The 21598-nt window shown below is 61.9% G+C and carries 19 protein-coding genes and 2 pseudogenes; 11 read left to right on the top strand and 10 right to left on the bottom strand.

Features of this window, described 5'->3' with window-relative positions; genetic code table 11:
- Window positions 1–100 precede the first annotated feature (100 nt).
- Complete coding sequence (locus FJ039_06580; GenBank protein ID MBM4405831.1) at window positions 101–1672, bottom strand: hypothetical protein; 1572 nt, start codon at window positions 1670–1672, stop codon at window positions 101–103.
- 396 nt (window positions 1673–2068) lie between these two features.
- Here FJ039_06580 and FJ039_06575 point away from each other — a divergent pair, with 396 nt between their 5' ends.
- The 3 genes from FJ039_06575 to FJ039_06565 are packed head-to-tail and all read left to right on the top strand — an operon-like array spanning window position 2069 to window position 5033.
- Window positions 2069–2881, top strand: coding sequence for a DUF4358 domain-containing protein (locus FJ039_06575; GenBank protein MBM4405830.1), 813 nt, complete (start codon window positions 2069–2071; stop codon window positions 2879–2881).
- Between the two features lie 3 nt (window positions 2882–2884).
- Window positions 2885–3385 (top strand): hypothetical protein, encoded by a 501-nt coding sequence (locus FJ039_06570; protein MBM4405829.1) that lies wholly within the window; start codon window positions 2885–2887, stop codon window positions 3383–3385.
- Complete coding sequence (locus tag FJ039_06565; protein MBM4405828.1) at window positions 3333–5033, top strand: AAA family ATPase; 1701 nt, start codon at window positions 3333–3335, stop codon at window positions 5031–5033. The genes FJ039_06570 and FJ039_06565 overlap by 53 nt, the downstream gene beginning before the upstream one ends.
- A 117-nt stretch (window positions 5034–5150) precedes the next feature.
- Here FJ039_06565 and FJ039_06560 read toward each other — a convergent pair whose 3' ends face one another.
- Window positions 5151–5837 carry a hypothetical protein gene (locus FJ039_06560; GenBank protein ID MBM4405827.1) on the bottom strand — a complete coding sequence of 229 codons (687 nt, stop codon included), beginning with the start codon at window positions 5835–5837 and terminating at the stop codon, window positions 5151–5153.
- A 70-nt stretch (window positions 5838–5907) separates the two neighbouring features.
- Window positions 5908–6516 (bottom strand): hypothetical protein, encoded by a 609-nt coding sequence (locus FJ039_06555; protein ID MBM4405826.1) that lies wholly within the window; start codon window positions 6514–6516, stop codon window positions 5908–5910.
- A gap of 113 nt (window positions 6517–6629) precedes the next feature.
- Here FJ039_06555 and FJ039_06550 point away from each other — a divergent pair, with 113 nt between their 5' ends.
- From FJ039_06550 to FJ039_06540, 3 genes and pseudogenes are all read left to right on the top strand, one after another.
- Window positions 6630–7424: a hypothetical protein gene (locus FJ039_06550; protein MBM4405825.1), complete on the top strand. Its 795-nt coding sequence runs from the start codon at window positions 6630–6632 to the stop codon at window positions 7422–7424.
- Between the two features lie 94 nt (window positions 7425–7518).
- A complete protein-coding gene (locus tag FJ039_06545) occupies window positions 7519–8301 on the top strand; it encodes an SDR family oxidoreductase (protein ID MBM4405824.1) in 783 nt (260 codons plus the stop codon).
- Window positions 8302–8544: 243 nt separating this feature from the next.
- Window positions 8545–9031, top strand: a pseudogene (locus FJ039_06540) (cytochrome C).
- Here the strand turns inward: FJ039_06540 and FJ039_06535 are convergent.
- On the bottom strand, window positions 9028–10344 hold the full coding sequence (locus tag FJ039_06535) for a CoA transferase (GenBank protein ID MBM4405823.1): 1317 nt from the start codon (window positions 10342–10344) through the stop codon (window positions 9028–9030). The pseudogene FJ039_06540 and the gene FJ039_06535 sit on opposite strands and share 4 nt — an antisense overlap.
- Window positions 10345–10479: 135 nt before the next feature.
- On the opposite strand from FJ039_06535, the gene FJ039_06530 reads away from it, so the two are divergent.
- Window positions 10480–11658: a hypothetical protein gene (locus FJ039_06530; protein MBM4405822.1), complete on the top strand. Its 1179-nt coding sequence runs from the start codon at window positions 10480–10482 to the stop codon at window positions 11656–11658.
- Window positions 11659–11704: 46 nt separating this feature from the next.
- A complete protein-coding gene (locus FJ039_06525) occupies window positions 11705–12019 on the top strand; it encodes a hypothetical protein (protein ID MBM4405821.1) in 315 nt (104 codons plus the stop codon).
- Between the two features lie 48 nt (window positions 12020–12067).
- Here the strand turns inward: FJ039_06525 and FJ039_06520 are convergent, their stop codons facing one another.
- Together FJ039_06520 and FJ039_06515 are read right to left on the bottom strand one after the other, a co-directional pair.
- Window positions 12068–13381: a CoA transferase gene (locus tag FJ039_06520; protein ID MBM4405820.1), complete on the bottom strand. Its 1314-nt coding sequence runs from the start codon at window positions 13379–13381 to the stop codon at window positions 12068–12070.
- A gap of 61 nt (window positions 13382–13442) precedes the next feature.
- Window positions 13443–14801, bottom strand: coding sequence for a CoA transferase (locus FJ039_06515; protein MBM4405819.1), 1359 nt, complete (start codon window positions 14799–14801; stop codon window positions 13443–13445).
- Here FJ039_06515 and FJ039_06510 point away from each other — a divergent pair.
- On the top strand, window positions 14801–15964 hold the full coding sequence (locus tag FJ039_06510; GenBank protein MBM4405818.1) for a hypothetical protein: 1164 nt from the start codon (window positions 14801–14803) through the stop codon (window positions 15962–15964). The two genes, FJ039_06515 and FJ039_06510, sit on opposite strands and share 1 nt — an antisense overlap.
- 192 nt (window positions 15965–16156) lie before the next feature.
- Here the strand turns inward: FJ039_06510 and FJ039_06505 are convergent, their stop codons facing one another.
- Window positions 16157–16717 (bottom strand): glycosyltransferase, encoded by a 561-nt coding sequence (locus FJ039_06505; protein MBM4405817.1) that lies wholly within the window; start codon window positions 16715–16717, stop codon window positions 16157–16159.
- On the bottom strand, window positions 16635–16823 hold the full coding sequence (locus tag FJ039_06500; GenBank protein ID MBM4405816.1) for a glycosyltransferase: 189 nt from the start codon (window positions 16821–16823) through the stop codon (window positions 16635–16637). Before FJ039_06500 ends, FJ039_06505 begins: the two co-directional genes overlap by 83 nt.
- Window positions 16824–16920: 97 nt before the next feature.
- On the opposite strand from FJ039_06500, the gene FJ039_06495 reads away from it, so the two are divergent.
- Window positions 16921–17349, top strand: a complete 429-nt coding sequence (locus FJ039_06495) for a heme-binding protein (protein MBM4405815.1) — start codon at window positions 16921–16923, stop codon at window positions 17347–17349.
- 57 nt (window positions 17350–17406) lie between these two features.
- Window positions 17407–18816, top strand: coding sequence for an aminodeoxychorismate synthase component I (gene pabB / locus FJ039_06490; GenBank protein MBM4405814.1), 1410 nt, complete (start codon window positions 17407–17409; stop codon window positions 18814–18816).
- A 1530-nt stretch (window positions 18817–20346) separates the two neighbouring features.
- Here the strand turns inward: pabB and FJ039_06485 are convergent.
- Both FJ039_06485 and FJ039_06480 read right to left on the bottom strand, forming a co-directional pair.
- Window positions 20347–20439 (bottom strand): annotated as a pseudogene (locus tag FJ039_06485) (PEP-CTERM sorting domain-containing protein).
- A 175-nt stretch (window positions 20440–20614) separates the two neighbouring features.
- The gene (locus FJ039_06480; GenBank protein ID MBM4405813.1) at window positions 20615–21568 is read right to left on the bottom strand and encodes a 4-hydroxy-3-methylbut-2-enyl diphosphate reductase; all 954 of its coding nucleotides are present in this window, start codon (window positions 21566–21568) and stop codon (window positions 20615–20617) included.
- Window positions 21569–21598 lie beyond the last annotated feature (30 nt).

The raw sequence follows: 21598 nt of genomic DNA, 5'->3' as shown, positions 1-21598 counted from the left end.
AGCAGAGTGAGAAAGGAGAGGCAAGGGAAAGTACGCTTATAGGCCTGCTATGTATCACAGGCCTGCTGCATGAGGTATCTCAAGATGCAGCAGACGGGAATCAAGCAGAGCTCCGCATCTCCACCCGCAGGCCGGCATTCATGAAGCTGCCGAGGGCCATGGCGCGGACGAAGGGATGGTGCTCGGCGGGGATGCCGTGCTCGGGGTGGAGGCCGTGTGAGGCGGCGGCGGTGAGGAGCGAGAGATCGGCCTTGCCGAGGCGCCCCAAGAGCTCCGCTTGCCTGGTGAGGCGCTGCCAGAGAAGCTTGCGCATGGCGGGCTTGAGGAGATCGCGCGCGGCAAGGGTGACAAGGGCATCGAGGGTCGCTTTCCCTTGGTCGCCGGAGCGCTCTTCGATAGATGCGGCGCTCCATTCATCAACATAGGGCCAGACGAGCTGGACATCGAAGAACCACTGACGGAACTCAGGAGCGGCGAGGAGCGCGCCGGTCTTGGGGAGGGCGCTCAGCAAGTCGGCTTCATCGTGATTCCAGAGGGGAAGCTGGCGCAATGTGGGTGCATCATCGAGATTCTGCGCCCCTTCGCTCTCCAGCAGGTCGCGCCAGATGGCGAGCTGCATCGGCGGACGTTTCCCCAGGGAGAGGTTCAGCTCGCGGGCGGCGTAGATGACCTCGCGGCATGCAACAAGGCCCACCTCCACCGGGCAGAGGCCCTGGCGATTGAGGGCGGCGAGCATCTCATCGAGCTCCTGGGGGCGCATCATGTCCACACCGTAGCAGTCCTTTACCCCTGAGAGATCGCTCGTATGGATGGTGAGGACTTTCAGGAAGCCATCGGCACGGGCACGGGCGACGACGATGGCCTGGTCGCCGTGCTGATCAAGGAGCGTCACGCAAGCACGATGGACCGGCAGGGAGGCGCTGGCCCCTGGGCGGTAGAGGGTCGGCTTCATGTGGGCGCTGGAGCGCATCATGAGGCGGCCATAGGCGGCGCGGGCTTCCTGGCGGATGCGCGATCGCGGGCCGCTCTCCGCCAGCCCCTTGAGCGGCGCGAGGGCGGCGCTGTTTTCCAGGCGATCCAGAGAGGAGATTACGAGGGAGACGGTGGCGGGGCGCGAGCTATCGAGCAGGGGGAGGAGGAGATGCATGGCGCGATGGTCCCTGGATTCGGCCAGGGAGGCGATGACATCGGCGCGGCTGGCATCGTCGTCGCTCTCCAGGTTATCGAGGAACTGCTCCCGGAAGGCTTCGTCGTCGGTGATCTTTTCGAGAATGACCTGGAGCGCGTGATCGGCCAGGGCAGCGGGATCGTGGAGGGCGCGGACGGCGCCTGAGGAGGTGACGTTTTCGCCGAGGGCGCAGAGGAGCGAGGCGGCGGTGGCGCGCACGACATCGTTTTTCTCTGGGTCGCGCAGGAGCGTGTAGAGCGGGGCGACGACGCGCGGGCCCTTGAGGAGGAGGAGGAGGGAGGAGGCGACTTCGCGCTCACGCTCGCCCTGGGAGAGCTGGGCGATGAGGTAGGGAGCGGCGACGGCAGGGTTGTGTTTGACGCGCTGGGCGAAGGGCTTAGCGTCCTGGTATCGCCACGATTTACCGATGAGCTGTTTGAAGCTGTACTCGAGCTCGCGCTCGGTCAATGGCCCGAGGAATTTCTTAGACGGGAGGCTGACCATTGTTGGCTTCCTTATATAGAAAGAGGCGACGGGATTTACGTAATGAATGCAACCGTCAATTTTAAACTTGGTTCAAAACTCGTCCAAAAATGTATTGACAACCCTCTTACGTGAGGCGGATTATATTGTATGTGGTACTGAACAAGATTCTAAATGGGGTTAAAACCCTTTGCAAGAGCCAGCAGCAAAAAATACAATAATGAAAGGAGGCAGCTAATGGCTCTGATTAGCGCGTGGCCAGTTTCCAGTGAGCGGAGAGGCGACTGGGAACGCATGATTCAAATGTACGGTTTTTGTGAGGTGACGCCGGACCGTACAAAGCCCGCTCAGACAGAAAAGGTATTCCGTGAGTGGGCGATGAAGCGGCGTCTGGCATGTGTCCATGCGGAGAATTTGGTGGCTTTTGATCCCAAAGCCTTCAATCCGAAGGATACGCTAGATCGGTCGAAGTTCGGATTTCTTCTGCGGTATATCCGACCTCGCGACTACACGGCATTCCGGAGGGATCTCGAGACGGCGTTCAATGTGCGGTCGGTCTATGTCCTGGACGCCATCAAGAGCTACTGGATGACCGAGGGTGTGGTCCATGATGTGGGCGGGAAGGTGGTCACGGACGGCGATCTGCTGAGGCTGATCGGCTTTACCTATCTTGATCTGATGCAAGCCCTGGACGGCGTGGTGAAGCGGGAGTTTCTGGCGCAGGTGTCCAGCGGCCACAATCTGATTGATCCGGTATTCGCTGTTGAGGTTGGCAGCTATCTCGTGAACTACGAGATCTTGAAGGAGCGGTTCTTCGACGCCGAGTTCCTGATCCATGCAGCCGGCCAGCCGATCTCTATGGACCGACTGGGCGAGCAGATGGGCGTGGACAATCGCGAGGACATGAAGACGATCCTTCGCGAGGCGAAGAAGCGGTTCGATCTGAATGTGGAGATTTCCGAGGATCATGTGATGTTCGGGCCTCCCACCCAGGGATCCATTGACGCCCTGGTGAGCCGCGAGCGGACGAACAAGCAGAAGATGGAGCAGAGCGAGAACGCCCTCAAGGAGCGCCTGAAGACGGTGAAGGACCTTCTTGACCGGTACAACTCTCGCGAAGCGAAGATCCTCAATGAGTGCGAGACGCTCAAAGAGGAAGGCCGCGTGATCTGGAGCAAGTCCAAGATCGTCGCCGCGGTCATCAATCACATCAACAACGGGAGGAAATAGGCCATGGCGACCGTAGCGCAAACCCTCACCCCAGCCGCCATTGACCAGATGATCCAGGAGGTTGCTCCTGGTGAAGTTCAGAACGCCGAGGTCCAGCAGTTCAAGCTGTATCTCCAGAAGCTGGACGCGAAGCAGCTCCATTCCCTCCAGGAAGAGCTGAAGGCGGCGGCGCGCGTCCGCGCCCGCAAGGTCATCCTGCGCGAGCAGCTTCTGAGCCGCCTGGGCACGGACTGGCTCCGCAAGCAGCAGGAGATCGTGGAGAACGAGCTGGCGAAGCTCGAAGTGGCCAAGGACACGGTGGACTTCAACATCCTTGAGCTTGAACTGAGCGGCCAATCCTGGAAGCTCGGCAAGCTGAGCAAGGTCCTGCGCCTGGACGAGCAGGCCTCCGGCGATCCGCTGGTTGACATGATCAAGCGCCGCGAGGCAGAGGACGAAGAAGAGCACATGCATGTTGACGGCGGGCTCGATGACGACCGCCTGGACAACATGTTCAACCAGTAGTAGCTCGCACTCGTCCGCAGTTTCGAACACACTCCGGTCCCCGCCCCCTCCCTTGCGGAGGGGGCGGGCGTACCGAATATGCCGGTGGGCACCTATGGCAACACGCTATCTTGTCGTCGCAGAGAAGGTCCAAGGGGAGGCGGCCGTTATCAGCCCGGCCACGATGGAAGAGCTGGGCGCTGCTGCGAAAGATTCTCTGACCGTCACCGGCTCATCTACATTCTTTGTCACGCCGTTCATCACCGATCCCAAGCTGCCCGCCAGCCAGGTGAAGCTCCCCCGCCGCCTGGCGATGACGTTGAAGGAAGGCGAGCGTGTGAGCGTGCAGCCGACGGACCTGACGCCGCCACCGCCGCCCGCTCCCGGCCCCAGCGCGCAGGGCAACCAGCGCGCGCAGTCCAATGTGGCCACGGCGACGCAAGGGCCTGTGCAGATCAAGTGGGATACGGTTGCCCCATCCGACTTTGAAGCGATCGCCGGGCTGGGCAATGTGAAGGCCCGGATTGACCAATCGCTCTATTATCTGACGCACCCCGAGTGGTTCCTTATCAGGAAGAGCATGCCGCCGCGGGTCTTTATGCTCTTCGGTCCGTACGGCTGCGGCAAGACGATGCTGGCGAAGGCGATGGCCTCTAAGCTGGCCCTGCCGACGAGCGACGGTTCCCAGCTGGACGTGAAGCTGAAGATCATCAAGGCGACGGAGATCAAAGACCCGTACCTGGGCATGTCCGCCCGGAACGCGCAACAGATCCTCGATGCGGCGCGTTCCGAGTGCAACCGCGGCTCCACGGTGCTGCTGGTGCTGGACGAGATTGACTCGCTGGTCTCCAACCGGGCAGATAAGAACACGCACGAAGAGTACCGCGACATCGTGAACTCGCTCATCCAGGACGTGCAGGGCGTGCAGGAGCTGGAGACAGAGCTGCGCATCAAGGCGCTGTGGAACGACCCGGACGTGGTGAAGCTGCGGCAGAAGCTCTCCGAGGAAGTGCGGAAACTGGGGAAGAAGGACAGCAAGGGCGATATCCAGTTCCCGGAGGATATGTGGACGAAGGAGACGCGGGAGGAGATGCTGGCGCTGCGCAAGAAGGTGATGGATGCGGGCGGCGTCTCCACGGTCATCATCGTTGGGACGACGAACGACCCCCTGCGGATAGACGAAGCGTTCATCTCGCGCGCCGGGGACAACATCTTCTTCGTCTCGCGACCTTCGGCCGACGCCATCGGGAAAATGCTGAAGGACCAGCTGGACCCGACGTTCTTCGATCTTTCCGACTCCGAGCGCAAAGAGTTGGCGGCAGAGGCCTTCCGCAATGGGCTGACAGGGCGGGACATCATGCTCTCCTGGCTGCAGCCGCTGCGCACCAAGGGGCCCGGCTCGCTCTCCATCATGGGCTATCAGTCCATCAAATCGTTCATGCCGCACCCGACGGTGGGCATCGAGTGGGAGATGGACCTGTTCGGCAGGCTGCGTGAGCGGGGACACATCGCGATGACGGACCAGGTGGGCGATTACCTGAAGCTGATGGATGAGGCACGCAAGCCATCCAAGCAGGAGAAGGACGACGATTCGGCGGCGCTGGCGATCACGCCACGGAGGACGGTCTCAGCGCTGAAGCAGAAGCAGCCTGCGCTTTTTGAAGTCTAAGTAATTTTCTCTGGACTTCATCATCCCGCCGATGCTCTGCTCCTCCACTGGAGCAGTGACGAAGGCGGGATTTTTATGCCGTAAATCGGAAGGGTGAACGTTGGAACTCGCCCAGCTTTATGCCGTACGAATCAAGGGCCAGAACGGAGTGCCAGCGATATCTAACATATTGCCGCAGACACTGTCTGGTACGACACCGTGTGCATGAGCTCGTATGCAATTTTCCCAGGCTGATGGACTTGCGAAAGGTTGCCCTTGGTCGTCCATTTCATTTGCGTCTAGGAAACCGAGATAAACCAGCACAACAGGTACTTTCAGAGAGGTGAGTTTCCACGCCCAGGCGAAACGGTTGCTTAGTTGATAATGTGAGTCGCGCGAAAGAGACCAACCTGGCGCGATTCGGTTCAAGGCATCGTTTGCTTCACTGATAGCCGTTGCAACCTTCTCATGATTTTTCCAGCCGTTTCTCGATCTAGGACTGCTTTTCCCTAGAGATGAAAGTTCGTTGCTGTGCGCTTTAGCCTCAATAAGCAGAAGGCCCTTGCGGCCACTTACTCTGCATGTAGATGCGATGTCCCAGTTTGGTGTATTTGCATTTCTTGGGACTTCTAGCCACCATTGGGTTAGGCTCTCTCTGGTCTCAGATGTGAGAAAAGGCTCATGTTGGCCGAGCTTGGCCTCCTCTGGCATATCCAACCCTTGAGGCATCCAAAAGTCCTCAGGTGTGATAACAGCTATGCTCGGCTCGGCAAGCGCAGAAAGGGCTCTGGCAACCCGCTCACGAGAACGTCCGGTCAGTTTCAAGCACCGCAGGAGACTCCCGCGCAGTCGATATTCTGGGATCGTATTGCTGCGAGGCATAGAAGCAACTCCTCTACAAGAATTTCGTTCCCCAGGCATCCTGGAAGGCGACCTCTTCCACGGGAAGGCGGCGCGTAGGGCCGAAGGCCGCCGGGGATGAAGGATAGCCCAGGGGAATCATGCAGACGATGTGGACGTTTTCCGGGATGCCGAGGTACTTTTTCACATCGCCCCAATAGCGCGCGAGCAGCGTGGTGAAGATGGTGCCGAGGCCAAGGCCCCGGGCGGCGAGCATGAGGTTCTGACTCGCCTGGAGGATGGAAATCTCGGCGCTGGGCTGGGTGCTGCAGACGAAGATGAAACAGGGGACCTCGAAGATGCCGCCCATGCCGAATTCGTGGGCGTGCTGGAGGACCTTCTGATCCTTATCGGCCAGATAGGTCTTGGCCGAAGGGTTGGCGTTGTTCTCGCGCCAGGTGCGGCTATAGAGCTCGGCGACCCAGCGGACCTTGGCAGGCTCAGTGACAACGACGAAGCGCCAGGGCTGCATATTGACGGCGCTGGGGGCCTTGGTTGCCGCTTCTATGACTTTATGGATGAGGTGCTTAGGCACCGGGTCGCGCTTGTACTTGCGAACGGCACGCTGGCTGTAGAGGACATCGAAGAGTTTTGCGTCGGTCATGGCGATGCTCCCTGGCAAAGTGGCCGCCCGCAGTATACCAAGGGGCGAGGCGCGGTAGCGGATGCGATCGGTGTCGCCTAGAATAGCGGCGAGTTTCACCGAAAGGCACACCTATGACCACCGAGAAGCCGTACGTGCTGGTTGAGAAGAGAGACCATGTCGCATTGCTGACGCTGAACCGGGAGGAGCGGCTGAACGCCTTTCGGATGAAGGACCGGCTGGAGCTGGCGGGCCTGTGCAGCAAGCTAAGCAGAGACCCGGAGGTGCGCGCGGCGGTCATTACCGGGGCGGGACGGGGATTCTGCTCCGGGGCGGACGTGGTGACGCAGGCTGTGGGCAGCATCGCGGGGATAGACGTGCGGGAGCAGTTCATTGACCCGGTGGGGAACTTCATCCAGGAGATCTACCGCTTCGAAAAGCCGCTCATCGCGGCGATCAACGGCGTGGCGGTGGGCGCCGGGCTTTCGATAGCCCTGGCGGCGGATATCCGCATCGCGGCGGCATCGGCGCGCTTCATCACGGCCTGGGTGGACCGCGGGCTCCTGCCGGATGCCGGAGGCTCGTTTTTCCTGCCGCGCACCGTCGGCTTTTCCTGGGCGGCTGAGATGACGTTCACGTCCGAGCCCATAGAGGCGGCAACGGCGGAGCGCATCGGCCTGGTGAGCCGCGTGGTGCCGGACGGCGAGCTGCTGCCGGCGGCGATGGCGCTGGCGGCCAAGATCGCAGAGAAGCCGCCCATCGCCATGATTCACGCGAAGCGGAATCTCCGCCTTGGCATGGAGGTGCCGCTGGAGCACCAGCTGCTGTTTGAATCAGCGGGCTACAAGAGCGTGGGGCAGACGGAAGACTTTCTGGAGGCGGTGACCTCCTTTAGGGAGAAGCGAAAGCCACGGTTCAAGGGTCGGTAGCAGCGTCTTCAGGTTTATTTGGAGACCTTCCCAAGTACCCATTTGCCTGAATTTTGTGATAAAATAAGTTTTAGACCAAATTTAGGAGTGGGCTATGAGGCTGAAAGACCGTGTCGCGATTGTTACCGGGGCGGGACAGGGAATCGGGATGAGCATCTGCCAGCGCTTTGCCTATGAGGGGGCGTATATTGTAATAGTGGACGCCCGCGTCGATGCGGCGCTCCAGGTGGAAGAGGCGATCGTGAAGGGTGGCGGGAAGGCCCACGCCATGGTGCTTGAAGTGACGGATGCGGGGAAGGTGGAAACGGTTATGGAGCTGGTCGCCAAGCGGTTGGGGAAGATTGACGTGCTGGTGAACGCGGCGGAGCACCGGGAATCGCCGGATATCGCCGACCTTTCGTTAGAGCATCTGCGGAAGATGATGGATGTGAACCTCATCGGCGCCATCATCTGCTCGCGGGCTGCATTCCCGTATATGCGCCGCCAGCGCTCCGGCTCCATCATCAACTTAGGCGCATACGATACCTACGATTCGAGGATCCTGGGCGTGAACGGCCACGATGAGAACCATCTGCCTATCCCCTCCTATGGGCTCAGCAAGGCCGGGCTTGCCTATGCAACCAAGGCGATGGCTCGGTATGCCGGCCAGCACAAGATCCGCGTCAACCATCTCTGTGTCGGGCTTGCGCTGACGGAGACGGCGAAGAAGATCTACGGGCCGAAGACGTTCGACTCTTATGCCCGCGCCTCGGCGCTCAACCGCGTCCTTGAGGACCACGATGTGGACGGCGCGGCCGTCTTTCTTGCCTGCGACGATAGCGCGTTCGTCACCGGGCAGACGCTGGTGGTGGACGCCGGGCAAGTGATGGTGGGCTAAAGGGGAGGAACAAGGTTCAGAGAGCACGGAGCAGGGGTCGAGAAGGTTTAGAGGCCCAGACAGAGCGACCGGCGCCTTAATCCAAGTCAAGGCTTCTTGGATTTGTCCTTTTGCCGCTAACTGCGGAGCGGCTACCCCATGCTGTGACGCAGCAAGGATTCCACGGCTTTTTCATGGACTCCTAGAGATGATTCACACCGTGCGCCCGCCACTGCCTTAGTTATATGGGCGAGGTGAACTCCCATGAAGCTCCTGCCTCTGCCAAAGAACCTATTCCTGCGCCTCGTCGTCGTTCTTATCGGGCTTGCAATCCTGGCGTTTATCGTGATGCAGGCCGTCCCGTACGGTCGTGACCACGCCAACCCTCCTGTCACCGGCGAGCCTGCGTGGGACAGCCCGCAGACGCACGCCCTGGCGAAAAAGGCATGCTTCGATTGTCACAGCAATGAGACGACGTTGGCCGTGGTACTCCAACATCGCGCCAATGTCATGGCTTATCTATAGCGATGTGAAGAGGGGCCGGGACGAGCTGAACTTCTCTGAATGGGACCGGGTCCAAGAGGCGGATGACCTGGCCGAAGCGGTCCTTTCGATATCCATGCCGCCTGGGAAGTACACGATCTTATACCCATCGGCCAAGCTTTTGGCCGCTGAGCGCAAGCAGTTAGCCGACGGGCTCGCGGTGATCCAGGGCGCCGCCCCAGGAAACGGCAGAGAAGACGACGATTAGATGATGCCGCGCCGCCTGAGCGAGGCGATTTGGGCCTTGGTCATGCCCAATTCCCTGCCGTAGACCTGGGCATTGTGCTCCCCGAGGCTGGGTGCGCGGGGCCCGTGGCGCGGCGGGCAGGTTTCGGTCATCCACGGCGCGGCGATGTAGGGCAGGGTGCGCCCCAACTCTTTGTGGTAGACCTGGGTGAAGGTGTGGCGGGCCTGCCAGTGGGGGTCGTCCAGGTTCTCTTCCGGCCTGCGGATGGGCGCCCAGTGGAGTCGCGAGCGCTGGCCTTCCTCCCAGATCCCCGAGTTGAACTTATAGGCGGCCACCCAGCGTCGCATGACATCGTTCAGATGGCGCGCGACCTTGGGCGATTGGAGGCTCGCCGGGTCCTTCCGGTAGAGCTCGCCGAGGTCGTCTGCCGACTTGTGCTTTTCGAGGAGCTCGACGATGAGGCGGTGGCCGCCGGTTTCGCCGCGCATGTTGGTGTTGTAGGCCCCAACGTGGAGGTAGCGGCCATCCTTGGTGATGGCAAGGGTTGGGGCGTTGACGGCGGGCAGGGCATGGCGGGCCGTTTGGCGCTTGAGGGGGATGCGGCCATAGACCTCGTAGGGGACATCGGCCTCCGTGTTGCAGCTGACGGCCTGGTGCATGGAGACGTCAATGTGCTGGCCCTTGCCCGTCCGCTCGCGGTAAAGGAGCGCGCCTAGAACGGCGATGTTGGCCTGGTTGCATGCGATGTGCGTGGCCTGCCACATCTGAGGCGCGATGGGAGGCAGATCGTAGTCGCCGGTGGGCTGCGGATCGTAGCCGCAGTTCATCATGACGCCGCCGAGGGCGAGGTGAACGAGGTCGGAGGATCTCCAATCGCGCCATGGGCCGGTCTGGCCGAAGGGCGTGATGGAGACATAGATGAGGCTCGGGTTGACGGCCTGCAGTGCCGCGTAATCCAGTCCAAGACTTGCCATGTAGCCTGGGGCAAAAGTCTCGATAAGGATGTCTGATCGCGCGGCGCGGCGCTTCAGGAGCGCTGCACCTTCCTGTTTCGCAATATCCAGGGAGATGCCGCGCTTGCCGAAGTTGTAATGCCAGAAGTGCAGGCTTCGCTCGGGGTCCGGCTTATCTTCGTAGAAGGGGCCGATGGCGCGAGTGGGGCTGCCTTGAGGCGGCTCGATCTTGAGGAGATCGGCGCCCGCGCCGGCCAAGAGGCGGCCCAAGAACTCGCCCTTGTGGTCGGCGAGCTCAAGGACGCGGAGATCGAAGAGGAAGCCGCGCTGTGCTGATGCGGGTGTGGCCATGGGCATGCCCAGGAGCATAGCGCAGGGCAAGGGCCTGTGCCAGCGTGCGGGGCGCAATCCGGCGCAAGGGAGAGCTATCAGCGGCGCTGATGCCTCTCGCGTTGACAGCACAGGCTGCGGGCGATATTTTCAGCGGGTCGCACGCCTGGTGACAAGGGGTAAACGATGCCTGCAACAAAGCGAACCATCGCTGTTTTAGACGCGGATAGCCACGTCTTGGAGCCGGACGACGTCTGGACGACGTATCTGGAGGCGAAGCACCGCCCTGCGGCGCGGAAGGCCTTTTGGCGCGAGCATCGCAAGGGGGGCGTGACCTTTGTGGTAAACGGCAAGGCGGCGAAGGAGCTGCCGACGCCGAACCTGCCCAGGCACGCCATCTGGAAGCCGGGGATGACGCCGAAGAGGATCGGCGGGATGGACCTGCGGAAGCGGCACGCGCCGAACCCAGGGGCCTCCAACGCCAAGGCGCGCCTGAAAGACATGGATGCGATGGGCGTGCGGCAGGCCCTACTTTACCCCACGTATTTCCTCGAATATTTCCCGATCGTAGACGATGCGCAGGCTGCCGCCGCCCTGGCACGCGCCTACAACCGGTGGCTGGCCGATTTTTGCAGGGCCGCGCCCCGGCGGCTCTTTCCCGTGGCCGTTCTGCCGTGGCAGGACGTGGAGCTAGCCATCGCCGAGGCGCAGCGCGTGGCACAGGAGGGCTTCAAGGCGGCACTGGTGCGGCCTATCAATCGGAACGGGCGATTCTTCCACCAGCCGTACTTCAGGCCGCTCTGGGGCGAGATGGAGCGCCTTGGCTTGACGCTGTGCATCCATCCCTCCAGCGGGCCTGCGGCTGTGGAGTGGGAGACGAACGCTCCCTTTGTGGAGCGTGTCTCCGCCAATATGAAGATCGGCCATCCCGTGGCCGACCTGGTGGCGAACACGATGGATAGCGGCGTGAGCCTGGTGGCGATGATGGCGGACGGGATGATGGAGAAGTATCCCAAGCTGAAGACGATGTTCGCCCATTCAGGGTGCGCGTGGCTGCCGGTAACGCTGGAGAAGATCGAGACGTACCTATGGCTCTCCCAGCAGGCAGACCCGGTGAGCCTTGAGCCTGAGCATGTCTACATGGGGCACACCAACGCCGTCACGTTCGATTCCTGCGACGGAAGCGTGCGCCGCATGCACGGACTCTTCAAGCCCATCGCGGCATGGGGGTCGCGCTACCCGAATCAGGAGACAGGCACGGCGAAAGAGGCGGTAGCCGACCTGAAGAAGGGTGGTGCGCCTGCGGCGACCATCGCGCGGCTGATGGGGGGGAATGCGCGCCGAGTGCTGGCAATCCCCGGGTAGGCTGAGGTAGAATCCGCCGCCTAGGCAAGTCGAAGTAGGCAATGGCATGGCTATCGTGCACCGCAGGACGTTCTTTGGGAAGCCCGGAGAGGGCGACAAGATCATCGCCCTCTTGAAGCAGGGGGAGAAGCTCTTCATAAAGTTCGGCATGAAGTACAAGGCGCGGATCCTGAGCGACTACAATTCGGGCAGGACGGACCGCATCATCTGGGAGTGGGAAGTTTCGAGCCTGGGCCAGCTGGACGCCGATATGGAGAAGGCGATGAAGGACCCGAAGGCCGGAGCGGAGTTCGGGGCGTGGTTCGGGAAGCTGACGCCGCTCATCACGCATGCCGAGGTGGACAACCTAGCGGTGAAGTAGCGGCAGGCGGCGCTGGGAGACTGACCCAGAGCGAGAGAAGTGACTGCGTCAATTGAAGGCGTTTGCCGCCTTCAATCGCTCCATTTCGGCCACCGTCTTTCCCAGCAGCTCATTGCAGACGTACTCATTATCCTTGCCCCATGTGGGGGCAGGCCGGCGCATGGCGCGCGGCAGGCCGTCAAGGCGCAGGGGCGTGAGCGGGACGCGCTTCCCCTTGGTGTAGGGGTGCATCGTGTCCTTGGCGATAACCTCACGCTCCACGACGTGCGGGTCGGCCAGAGCCTCGTCAACCTGGTAGGTGGGACCTGCGGGAACGCCTGCGCCCTGCAACAGCTGCGTCGCCTCTGCGGCGGTACGCTGTGACGTCCAGGCGGTGACGCCCGCCTCCAGCATCTCGCGCTGAGCTATCCGCCCCTCGCGGGTGGCGAGCTTGCCATCGGCGAGCCAATCGCCTCTGCCGATGGCGTTGCAGAAGGCGCGCCACTGGGGCTCGGTGGCTACGGCGATGGCAACCCAGGCATCGTTCCCTTTGCAGCGATAGACGCCGTGGATGGGGATGAAGTCGCTATGGTTGCCGTCCCGGGTGCGTTCCCGGCGGTTCACGAGCCAATCGAAAAGGCCTTCGGGAACAAGGAAGAGGGTCTCTTCGAACTCCGAGAAGTCAATGGCGATGCCTTTGCCTGTCTTGTCCCGCCGCAGGAGGGCGGCGCACAGGAGCTGGAAGCCGTGAAGGGCGGAGATGTAGTCGTTATAGGTGATGGGCGTCTCATAAGGCCGGCCGCCCTTATAGCCTTCCATCTGGACCATGCCGGCGAGGCTTTCAAGGACGATGCCGTAGGCGACGCGGTCCTTGTAGGGGCCTGTGGCGCCATAGCCGGAGAGGGAGACCATGATGAGGTCGGGGCGCTCCTTGCGAAGGCGCTCGTAGCCCAGGCTGAAGAGCCTCTCCATAGTCCCGGCGGCGTAATTTTCCACAATGGCATCGGCGGTGTGCACCAGGTCAAGGAAGAGGGCCTTGCCTTCGCGAGTGGTCAGGTCCAGGCTCATGCCGCGCTTGTTGCGGTTGATGGCGTTGTAGAGGAAGCCGCCATCCAGGCCGTTAGGCGTGGGCACGGTGGTGGAGGCGTGGCGCATGTTATCGGGACGGCGCTTGGACTCGATCTTGATGACTTCCGCCCCCAGGTCGGCGCACATGGTGGCGCAGTAGGGCGAGGCGACGGCAGCGCCGAGCTCGATGATGCGGAGGCCTTGGAAGGGGAGGCTCATGGGTGTAACCTCCCCTTTGTATCCCTGCCCTGAGAAGGGAGGGACGCTTTGCTGCTGACGGCGAACGAGTTTTGCCAAGACAAAGGGGATACCCATTCCTTTTTGGGGAAGGAGTAAGGGATTAGGCTGAAGTCTATCTCTCCGACGCGGTGCCGGTTCATGTGCCAGCCCCCAGAATCGCCTTGTTGTGCTCTCCGAGCCTTGGGGCGAAGCGCTTGGGCGACCAGCGCTGGCCTGCCCAGCGGTAGGGAGGCCTGAGGACGGGCAGTTTGCCCAGCCGCGGATGCCGGACGACTTCCCAGGCCTTGCGGGCTAGCAGCTGGGGATTGCGCTCCACGTCCTTGAAGGGGACGATGGCGCAGGACGGAACGTCGTTCGCCATGCAGCGTTCATAGATGTCCAGCATCGTGTGTGCATCGAGCCAGGTCTTGAGGAGGGCCGTGAGCTCTGGGCCGTGCTCGGCGCGGCCGTTGTAGCCCGCGAAGAGGGGTGTCAGCGCCCAATCGGGCTTGCCCATGGCGCGAATGAGGCCCTGCCACTGGGCATCCTGGACGACAAAGAGGCCTACGTAGCCGTCCTTGCATGGGTAGAGGCCCCACGGCACCGTGCGAGAGGGAGGCGTCTCTCCCACACGGGGGATGACCTTCCCCTCGTAATCGTACCCGGCGATGCGGACGTGGAGGATGCTCAAGAGGAGGTCAAGGGCGGAGAGATCGGCGAGGCTCGGCTCGCCCGTCCGCCACCGGCGGACGAGGGCGGCCATGACGGCGGAGCTGGCGTAGTAGCCGGCCAGGGTATCGGCGGCATAGCCGGGCATGGCGAGAGGCTGCATACCCGGCTTGGGGACGAAGCGCGGGTGAGCGGTGGCGATGCCGGACATGGCCCAGATGACGATATCGGCGCCGTGCCAATCGCGGCGGGGGCCGGTCTTGCCGAATGGCGTGACGGAGACGACGTTGAGCTGGGGGTGACGCTTGCGCAGCCCGGCGTGATCGAGGCCGAGGGCCTCCATGAGGGCGGGACGCTGGCCTTCCACCAGGACGTCAACGGTGTTAAGCAGGGTGTGAAGCTTAGCGAGGTCTTTGGTGGATGAGATGTCCAGGGTGATGCCGCGCTTGCCCATGTTGAGGTGCTGGAAGAGGGCGCTGGCCTCGGGGCCCCCTTTGCTGCGGATGAAGGGGGGCGCCTTGCGGGCGATATCGCCGTCCGGCGGCTCCAGCTTGATGACGTCCGCCCCCATATCGGCCAAGAGACGGCCACAGGTAGGCACAGAGATGAATTCGCCCCATTCAAGGATGGTGACGTCGCTCAGCAGTTGGGAATCCAGGATGGAAGCCACGGGCGCGGTGACCCTCCGCAAAGTGCCAGGTATCGTATGCGATAAAAGGGGAAGGGACAAGGCGCGCCAGATGATCTGCCCAAAGGGCAGCCGGTTGCGCGGCGCCGCGTTGACACTCTCTTCAGGCGTGGGGTACAACGTTCGCGACAGCTTGAACGTCTGCCAAGGAGCCTGCAATGGCGCGCACCTACCAGGTCATCTCCTCCGATGGGCATGTGGAAGTCCCGCCCGATGTCTGGGTGAAGTACGTCCCCGCCAAGTGGCGTGATCGCGCGCCCCGGCTGGTGAAGCTGCCTGAGGGCGGCGAGGGCTGGATCATCGAAGGACAGCCGCTGCTCCACAACGGGCAGAACATCACGGCGGGCGACCCGGTGCGCTTCCGCAACGCCAGCTATTTCAATCCGGATGGGTCGCCGCACATCGGCGCCGGCGATGCCAAGCAGCGGCTGCGCGAACAGGATATGGACGGCATAGATGCCGAGGTCCTCTTTCCGCCGATCTTCGCCACGAAGTTCTTGGAGGGTGTCAAAGATAGGCCAGTCTATCTTTCCATGGTGCAAGCCTACAACACCTTCCTGGCCCAGGACTATTGCTCGGTAGCGCCGGACCGGCTCATCGGCAACGCCGTCATACCCATCACGGGGATAGACGATGCCGTGGCCGAGCTGAAGCGCATCCATTCGCTGGGCTTGCGGGGCGTGGCGATCCACCAATGGCCGAACGGCGGCGGCACGCCGAATCCCGAGGACGACCGGTTCTGGGAGACGGCTCTTTCGCTCGGAGTGGCCCTTTCTCCCCATGCCGACTTCGGCGACCGTCAGCCGAACTTCGGCGGCGGAGGCGCAGGCACGGGCAACGCGCAGTTCGCCTCGGCCCTTACCCAGCGCACCGGCGGGATGGCGCCGATGCTGTGCCTGGCGCATATGGTCACCAGTGGTCTCTTTGACCGGTTCCCCTCCATCCGCTTCTACTTCGCGGAGACGAACGCCAGCTGGATGCCCGCCCACTTTTGGATCATGGACGATAACTACCGCGTCTTTCGCGATTGGTTCAAGGCGACGCTGAAGAGGCCGCCGACTGAGTACATCAGGGAACACGTGCAGTTCGGCATCATCCGCGACCCGATGGCGCTACAGTTGAGGGACCACCTGCCGGTTCAGAATCTGATGTGGGGGAGCGATTTCCCGCACTCGGTCGGCTCATTCCCCAGATCGCGCGAGTTCATCAAGGAGGCGTTTGGAGGCGTGCCGGAAGGGCTCAAACGGAGGATCCTGCTGGAGAATCCGGCGAGCTTCTTCAAGCTCGACGTGCACAAGCCCATCACGCCGACACCGAATTAGGAATCCCTGGCCCGTTCCCGAGCCTTACGCCCTGATTGCCATCCAGCGTTGTAAGCTAGTCTCTGGATGATTCGCAAAATCAAGAAAGCAGCTCGTTCATATAGTGGCAACTTGGCCAATGAGTATTTCCTCCAGGCGAACTTCATATCTCTGTATACGTTGGAGATAGACAGCTTTTGAGGCGCAAGTTCGCTAACCCATGACATAGACATTACCCTTGCCATACCGATAGAAGGTGTTTGCGAAGTCTCGCAGGTTCTCCCTGTATTCGTGCAGGATCAGCGCAGTGGGCTCAAATGCAAGGTGATATCCCATGCGTCTGATTTTCATGGAGAGTGCTGGGTCTTCCCCACCCGGTTGTTTGATCCTGGCATCAAATCCACCTACTTCCAAAAGCGCTTTCCGGCGGTATGCACAATTTGCCGTGACCAAGTAGGCGCATGACTCAGGAGGCTCAAGGATTCGATGAAAGGTGTAGTAGCGGGAGAGCAGCCCTTTCCCTAAGGGCAGTACCCGGCCTCCGGCGCCTGCTGTTTGCGTGGTTTCGCGTTCCAATCGAGTAATTAGAGGCCAGGGCCAGGGATGCACTGGAACGCAGTCGTCATCAGTAAAGGCGATGTACTCGCCTGAGGCTGCCTCGATTCCTTTGTTTCGGGCTGATGCAGGGCCTTTATTGGCCTGCTTGATATGAACCCAGGCTGTCTCTACGAACCTGCGCCACGGCTTGTTCGGTGCCGTCCTGAGACCCATCATCGACTACGATAACTTCGACGTCTTTTGGGATTTTGGCCAAGTTGCGAAGTAGCCCAAGTTTTCGGTTGAACGTTGGGATGACTACTGTGACATTAAGTTGTTGCATAGTTTGGTCACCAGATTGAGCGGCATTATAGCCAAGTCTCCGTTTATGGCGCTAAATAAGTGCTAAAATCTGGCGATTCCCTTCTGGAGGTCTCCCGATGTATATGCGCCCGACCTTGAGCGCTGAAGAGGCGCGCGTTGCCATGAACGCCATGGCGGACATGGCAACGCGCATCGCGAAGCGGCCCGTGGCCATCGCCATCACGGACCATCGGGGCGAGCTGATCCACTTCCTGCGGCAGGATGAGGCGCTGGCCTTTTGCGGAGAGGTCTCCACCCGCAAGGCGTACACAGCGGCGGTGGCCAAGGAGAGCTCAGCCAGCTTCTCCGCCAAGTACAAGGGCGTAGGGCGCACGCTGGAGGAGGCGATCGGCCCCCGGGCTTCCTCAGGCCAGGGCGGCGTGCCGATCCTCACGAAGGATGGCGTTTGCCTGGGAGGCATCGGCGTCAGCGGCGACTCCAACGAGGGAGACATCGCCATTGGACGGGCGGGCGTGGAGGCGATGGGCTACAACTGGGAGGCGTGACAGTTCCCCCTGATTCTGTTCATTTCCATCGGCTTCTTCTTGCTATGATTCTTGCCTATGTCTTCTCCCATCCTCATCCGCGAGCTTCCTCGCGCCCCTTCGCCTGCGCGGCTCTTTGAGCGCTTCCTCGCTCAGCCGTTTCCCTTCCTGCTGGAGAGCGGGCGCGGCTATGGCCGGATCGGGCACTATTCCTTTCTGGGCGGCGACCCCTTCCTTGTTGTGAAGAGCAGTGGGCGGAGGGTTGAAGTCATCGGCGGCCAGGGCAAACGCACCTTCACGGCCGGCCCCTTTGATGTGATAGACGACCTGCTTGGGCGGTATCCCGTCCCAAAGGGCGATTACCCAGTACCTTTCATCGGCGGCGCAGTGGGCTACTTAGGCTATGACCTCGGTCGCCTCATCGAACGATTGCCGGACCGCCCGCAGGACGACCTGAAGCTGCCGGAATCAGTGCTGTGCTGGTACGATTCGCTCATCGCCTATGACCACGTGACGCGAAAGGCGTACGCCATCTCAACGGGCCTGCCTGAACGCACGGCGGCGAAGCGGGCCAGGCGCGCGAAGGAGCGAATGCTGGGACTGCTTGCAGCCATAGGCGGCCCACCGCAACCGGAGGCGAGGGGGCCTGCTCCGGCTGCATCTTCCGCGAAGCTGGAAGCGACGTTCACCAAAGGCGGCTACATCGCCGCGATAAGGGAGGCGAAGAGGCACATCATAGCGGGGGATATCTACCAGGTGAACCTGAGCCAACGCTTCAGCGCGCCGTGGAGAGGGGCGCCGTGGGAGCTCTATCAGCGTTTGCGCCGCATCAACCCAGCGCCTTTCGCTGCGTACCTGCAGTACGAAAGCTTCGCCGTTGTCAGCGCTTCGCCGGAGCGCTTCCTTCGCCGCGCGGGCGAGAGGCTGGAGACGCGCCCCATCAAGGGGACACGCCCGCGCGGGGCGACGCCTGCCGAAGACAGGCGGCTGGCGCGGGAACTTGCGGCCAGCGCCAAGGACCGCGCCGAGCACATCATGATCGTGGACCTGGAGCGCAACGACCTTGGGCGCGTAGCGGAGATCGGGAGTGTGCGGGTGGCGAAGATGATGGCGCTGGAGCGCTTCCCTACGGTGCATCACCTCGTCTCCACCATAGAGGCGCGCTTGCCTAGCGAGAGAACGGCTGGTGAAGTCCTGCGGGCCGCGTTTCCCGGAGGCTCCATCACCGGCGCGCCGAAGATACGCTCGATGGAAATCATTGACGAACTGGAGCCGGTGAGCCGGGGCGTCTATACGGGAGCCATCGGCTACTTGAGCGCCACGGGAGACTTCGACCTGAATATCGCCATCCGGACACTGGTGGTGAAGGACGGCATGGCCCACTTCCACGTCGGCGGCGGCATCGTCGCCGATTCCGATCCGGAGGCGGAGTACCAGGAGACCCTGGACAAGGGGAAGGCGCTCCTGGCGGCGCTGCGCGGCGGTTAGCCGTTCTTACCGAAGACCTCTTGCTCTTTGGATATTGTTGTCCGTGAGCGCATCCACGAGCAGATCTTGCCCCGCGAAGTGGAGGTTATCCCCGCGACCCAGGCTATCGTTCCCTGTGTTGAGGTCGGCTTGGCGGCCGTTCTGCTCGAAGCGGATATAGGAATCCATCGCTGCTTCAAGGGAGCGCAGGCCCTCAAGCTGGATGGCGGCGGCTTCGCCCGCCGGGCCTGGAAAGCTCAGCGACTCCAGCTTCACGCGCAATGCTCGATATTCGCTCAAGAACTGCGTCACACGCGCCACCCGCGTAGCACGGGGAAGGGCATCACGCTCGCGGATATAGGCGTTCCATCTATCGCGGACGGCCTGGGTCTCCTCCACGATGGCGAAGAAGGCCTTGGCGTAATCAATCAGGGTCTTAGCGCGGAGCTCAAAGTCATCGAGCTTAAGCAGATCGGCGCGGACTTGCTCCTGGAGGGCATGGGAGTCTATCTGGAAGAGCGAGCGGAAGACGCCATCGAGGTCTTTGGGGCTATCGGCCAGCTTTTCGAGGAGCTGGCGAAGGACGCCGTTCCCGTAGGTGCGGGCGATGTAGTCTATGGCGGCATATGACTCGGCGTAGTATTGCTCGATTCGCTTCGTGTCGGTCTCTTTGTGCCAGGCGTCGTAGTCGCCAAGGGCGTTGAGGTCCACCCATCGGCTTGCCAGGATGCCTTCCCGGGCCGCCTTGCGCATGACCCTTCGCCAGAGGCTCTCATCATCGCCCATGAGCGGTAGAGCCGCCTGGTGGCCTAAGTGGTCGGCCAGCCCTTCGATGAACCAGAGCGGGGCTTGGCGGCTGCCTTCGATGCGCCCGGTGATCTGGTGCACCATCTCGTGCACTACCACGTGAGGCATCGTCTCCGGGTCGGCGCTCATGTCAATGTAAATGCCGGAGCGCTCGTATCTATAGAGAGAGACGCCTGCTTCATAGCCGCCGGCCGTGGCGCCGCCGTTGCGTATCTCCGCCAGCATCTTTTCAACGCTCGGCGTCAAGTAGAAGTCAATGACGTCATCCAGCGTGGTGTTGAGCGCCGGGAGGATCGTCCTGCGCGCTAGATCGTGATACTGCGCCACAAGAACCGCGGAGGCGTTGGGTATCTCGGGGTAGAAAAAGATGCCAGCCATCGGGGTGTCATAAACGTGGAACTCTGTCCCTTTGCTGACGAAGGTGCGCGTCTGCAAGGCGAGCGGCGCGATGGTGTAGGTATAGTCGAACCGCGTGCCGGCCTCGCCGCGAAGCTGGGCCGTCCACGTTCCCGGCTGGTTATCCAGGAGCGAGCGCTGCCAGGTGATGGTTCCGTCTCTAGTGCTCCGCCGCAGGTGTTTGCGCTGGCTGGGGCCGCTGGGTCCTACGTGGGTGATGGTGATGCGCTCCAACGGGCGCAGGCCGGTGGCGCTGAAGCGCTGGATGGTTCCCAAGGCGGCTGTCGCGCCGCCGGAAGGTTGCGTCGTGCTGATGATGATGCGGGTGACGGGGTTGAGCGCGGCGGCAGTGGGCGGCGGTGTTGGGCGAGGCGTCGGCGTTGGGGTAGGCGTCTCAGCGGGCGTGGCCGTGGGCGCAAGGGTCGCCGTTGGGCGCGGCGTGCGTGTGTCCGGCTTGGGGGATCCGGAGTCACTTCCGCAGGAGACGACAAGCAGCGCGGCGATAGCGACGATGGGGAGGGCAGTCCAGAGCCGCCTGTAGGGAGAGCGCATGGGTCTAGCTTAGGATACGCCGGTTGATGGAAAAAGGATTAGGCCGGGAAGAGGCCATATCGGACTACTTCTTCCGGTGGTCGCGCAGTTCCTTTGGGAGGGAGAATGTCACGTTTTCGTCAACGACCTTGATTTCCCTGGCGGCGACGTGCCCCTTGGATTTCAGGTAGTCCACCACCTCAGTAACCTTTACCTCAGGCGTTGACGCACCAGAGGTGACACCGATAGAGGCGACCCCCTGGAGCCAATCGGGGCGTACCTCTTTCACGTCGGCGATGCGGTGTGCCTTTACGCCTTGGGCGCGCGCCACTTCCATCAGGCGGACGGAGTTGGAGCTGTTCGCCGCGCCGACGACGAGGATGAGGTCAACGCGCTTGGCAAGGTCCTTGACTGCCGCCTGCCGGTTCTGGGTGGCGTAGCAGATGTCATTCCGGGTATGCATATTGGGGAAGCGGCGCTTGAGGGCGTCCACCACTTCCTTCGTATCGTCTATGCTCAAGGTCGTCTGAGTGAGGCAGACGACCTTGTTGGGGTCCTTCACGCTGACGTTTTCGGCGTCCTCCACATCTTCGATGAGCTGGATGCTGTTGGGCGCTTCCCCCATGGTGCCGATGATCTCATCGTGGCCGGCGTGGCCGATGAGGAGGATGGAGAAGCCCTCCTTCACGTACTTGATGGCCTCAACGTGGACCTTGGTTACCAGAGGGCAGGTAGCGTCTATCGTGGTGAGCTTGCGGCTTTGGGCATTGTTGCGCACGGCAGGGGCCACGCCGTGGGCGCTGAAGATGACCACGGCGCCCTCCGGCACTTCGTCTTCGGACTCGACGAATATTGCGCCTTTCTTGCGCAGGTCCTCCACCACGTGTGGGTTATGGACGATCTCCTTGCGCACGTAGACGGGCCGCCCGTGCATCTCCAGGGCGATCTCCACGATGTCTATGGCGCGCTCCACCCCGGCGCAGAAGCCGCGTGGCTTCGCGAGGAGGACACTTCCCGTCTCCTTGGCCGTTTGCACCATTGGCGAGTCCCTTCTGTTATGAGCGGGTGG

The organism is Chloroflexota bacterium (assembly GCA_016875535.1).
Taxonomy (GTDB): domain Bacteria; phylum Chloroflexota; class Dehalococcoidia; order SHYB01; family SHYB01; genus VGPF01.
The sequence above is the reverse complement of the archived record's forward strand: the minus strand, read 5'-3'. Positions and strand labels throughout refer to the sequence as shown.

Excerpts from the sequence above, each read along its gene's own strand:
- FJ039_06545 (MBM4405824.1), top strand. The coding sequence starts at position 7,519 with ATGAGGCTGAAAGACCGTGTCGCGATTGTTACCGGGGCGGGACAGGGA.
- FJ039_06580 (MBM4405831.1), bottom strand. The coding sequence starts at position 1,672 with ATGGTCAGCCTCCCGTCTAAGAAATTCCTCGGGCCATTGACCGAGCGC.
- FJ039_06520 (MBM4405820.1), bottom strand. The coding sequence starts at position 13,381 with ATGGGTATCCCCTTTGTCTTGGCAAAACTCGTTCGCCGTCAGCAGCAA.
- FJ039_06525 (MBM4405821.1), top strand. The coding sequence starts at position 11,705 with ATGGCTATCGTGCACCGCAGGACGTTCTTTGGGAAGCCCGGAGAGGGC.
- FJ039_06495 (MBM4405815.1), top strand. The coding sequence starts at position 16,921 with ATGTATATGCGCCCGACCTTGAGCGCTGAAGAGGCGCGCGTTGCCATG.
- FJ039_06500 (MBM4405816.1), bottom strand. The coding sequence starts at position 16,823 with ATGCAACAACTTAATGTCACAGTAGTCATCCCAACGTTCAACCGAAAA.
- FJ039_06565 (MBM4405828.1), top strand. The coding sequence starts at position 3,333 with ATGTTGACGGCGGGCTCGATGACGACCGCCTGGACAACATGTTCAACC.
- FJ039_06480 (MBM4405813.1), bottom strand. The coding sequence starts at position 21,568 with ATGGTGCAAACGGCCAAGGAGACGGGAAGTGTCCTCCTCGCGAAGCCA.
- FJ039_06555 (MBM4405826.1), bottom strand. The coding sequence starts at position 6,516 with ATGACCGACGCAAAACTCTTCGATGTCCTCTACAGCCAGCGTGCCGTT.
- FJ039_06510 (MBM4405818.1), top strand. The coding sequence starts at position 14,801 with ATGGCGCGCACCTACCAGGTCATCTCCTCCGATGGGCATGTGGAAGTC.
- FJ039_06505 (MBM4405817.1), bottom strand. The coding sequence starts at position 16,717 with ATGATGGGTCTCAGGACGGCACCGAACAAGCCGTGGCGCAGGTTCGTA.
- FJ039_06530 (MBM4405822.1), top strand. The coding sequence starts at position 10,480 with ATGCCTGCAACAAAGCGAACCATCGCTGTTTTAGACGCGGATAGCCAC.
- FJ039_06570 (MBM4405829.1), top strand. The coding sequence starts at position 2,885 with ATGGCGACCGTAGCGCAAACCCTCACCCCAGCCGCCATTGACCAGATG.
- FJ039_06550 (MBM4405825.1), top strand. The coding sequence starts at position 6,630 with ATGACCACCGAGAAGCCGTACGTGCTGGTTGAGAAGAGAGACCATGTC.
- pabB (MBM4405814.1), top strand. The coding sequence starts at position 17,407 with ATGTCTTCTCCCATCCTCATCCGCGAGCTTCCTCGCGCCCCTTCGCCT.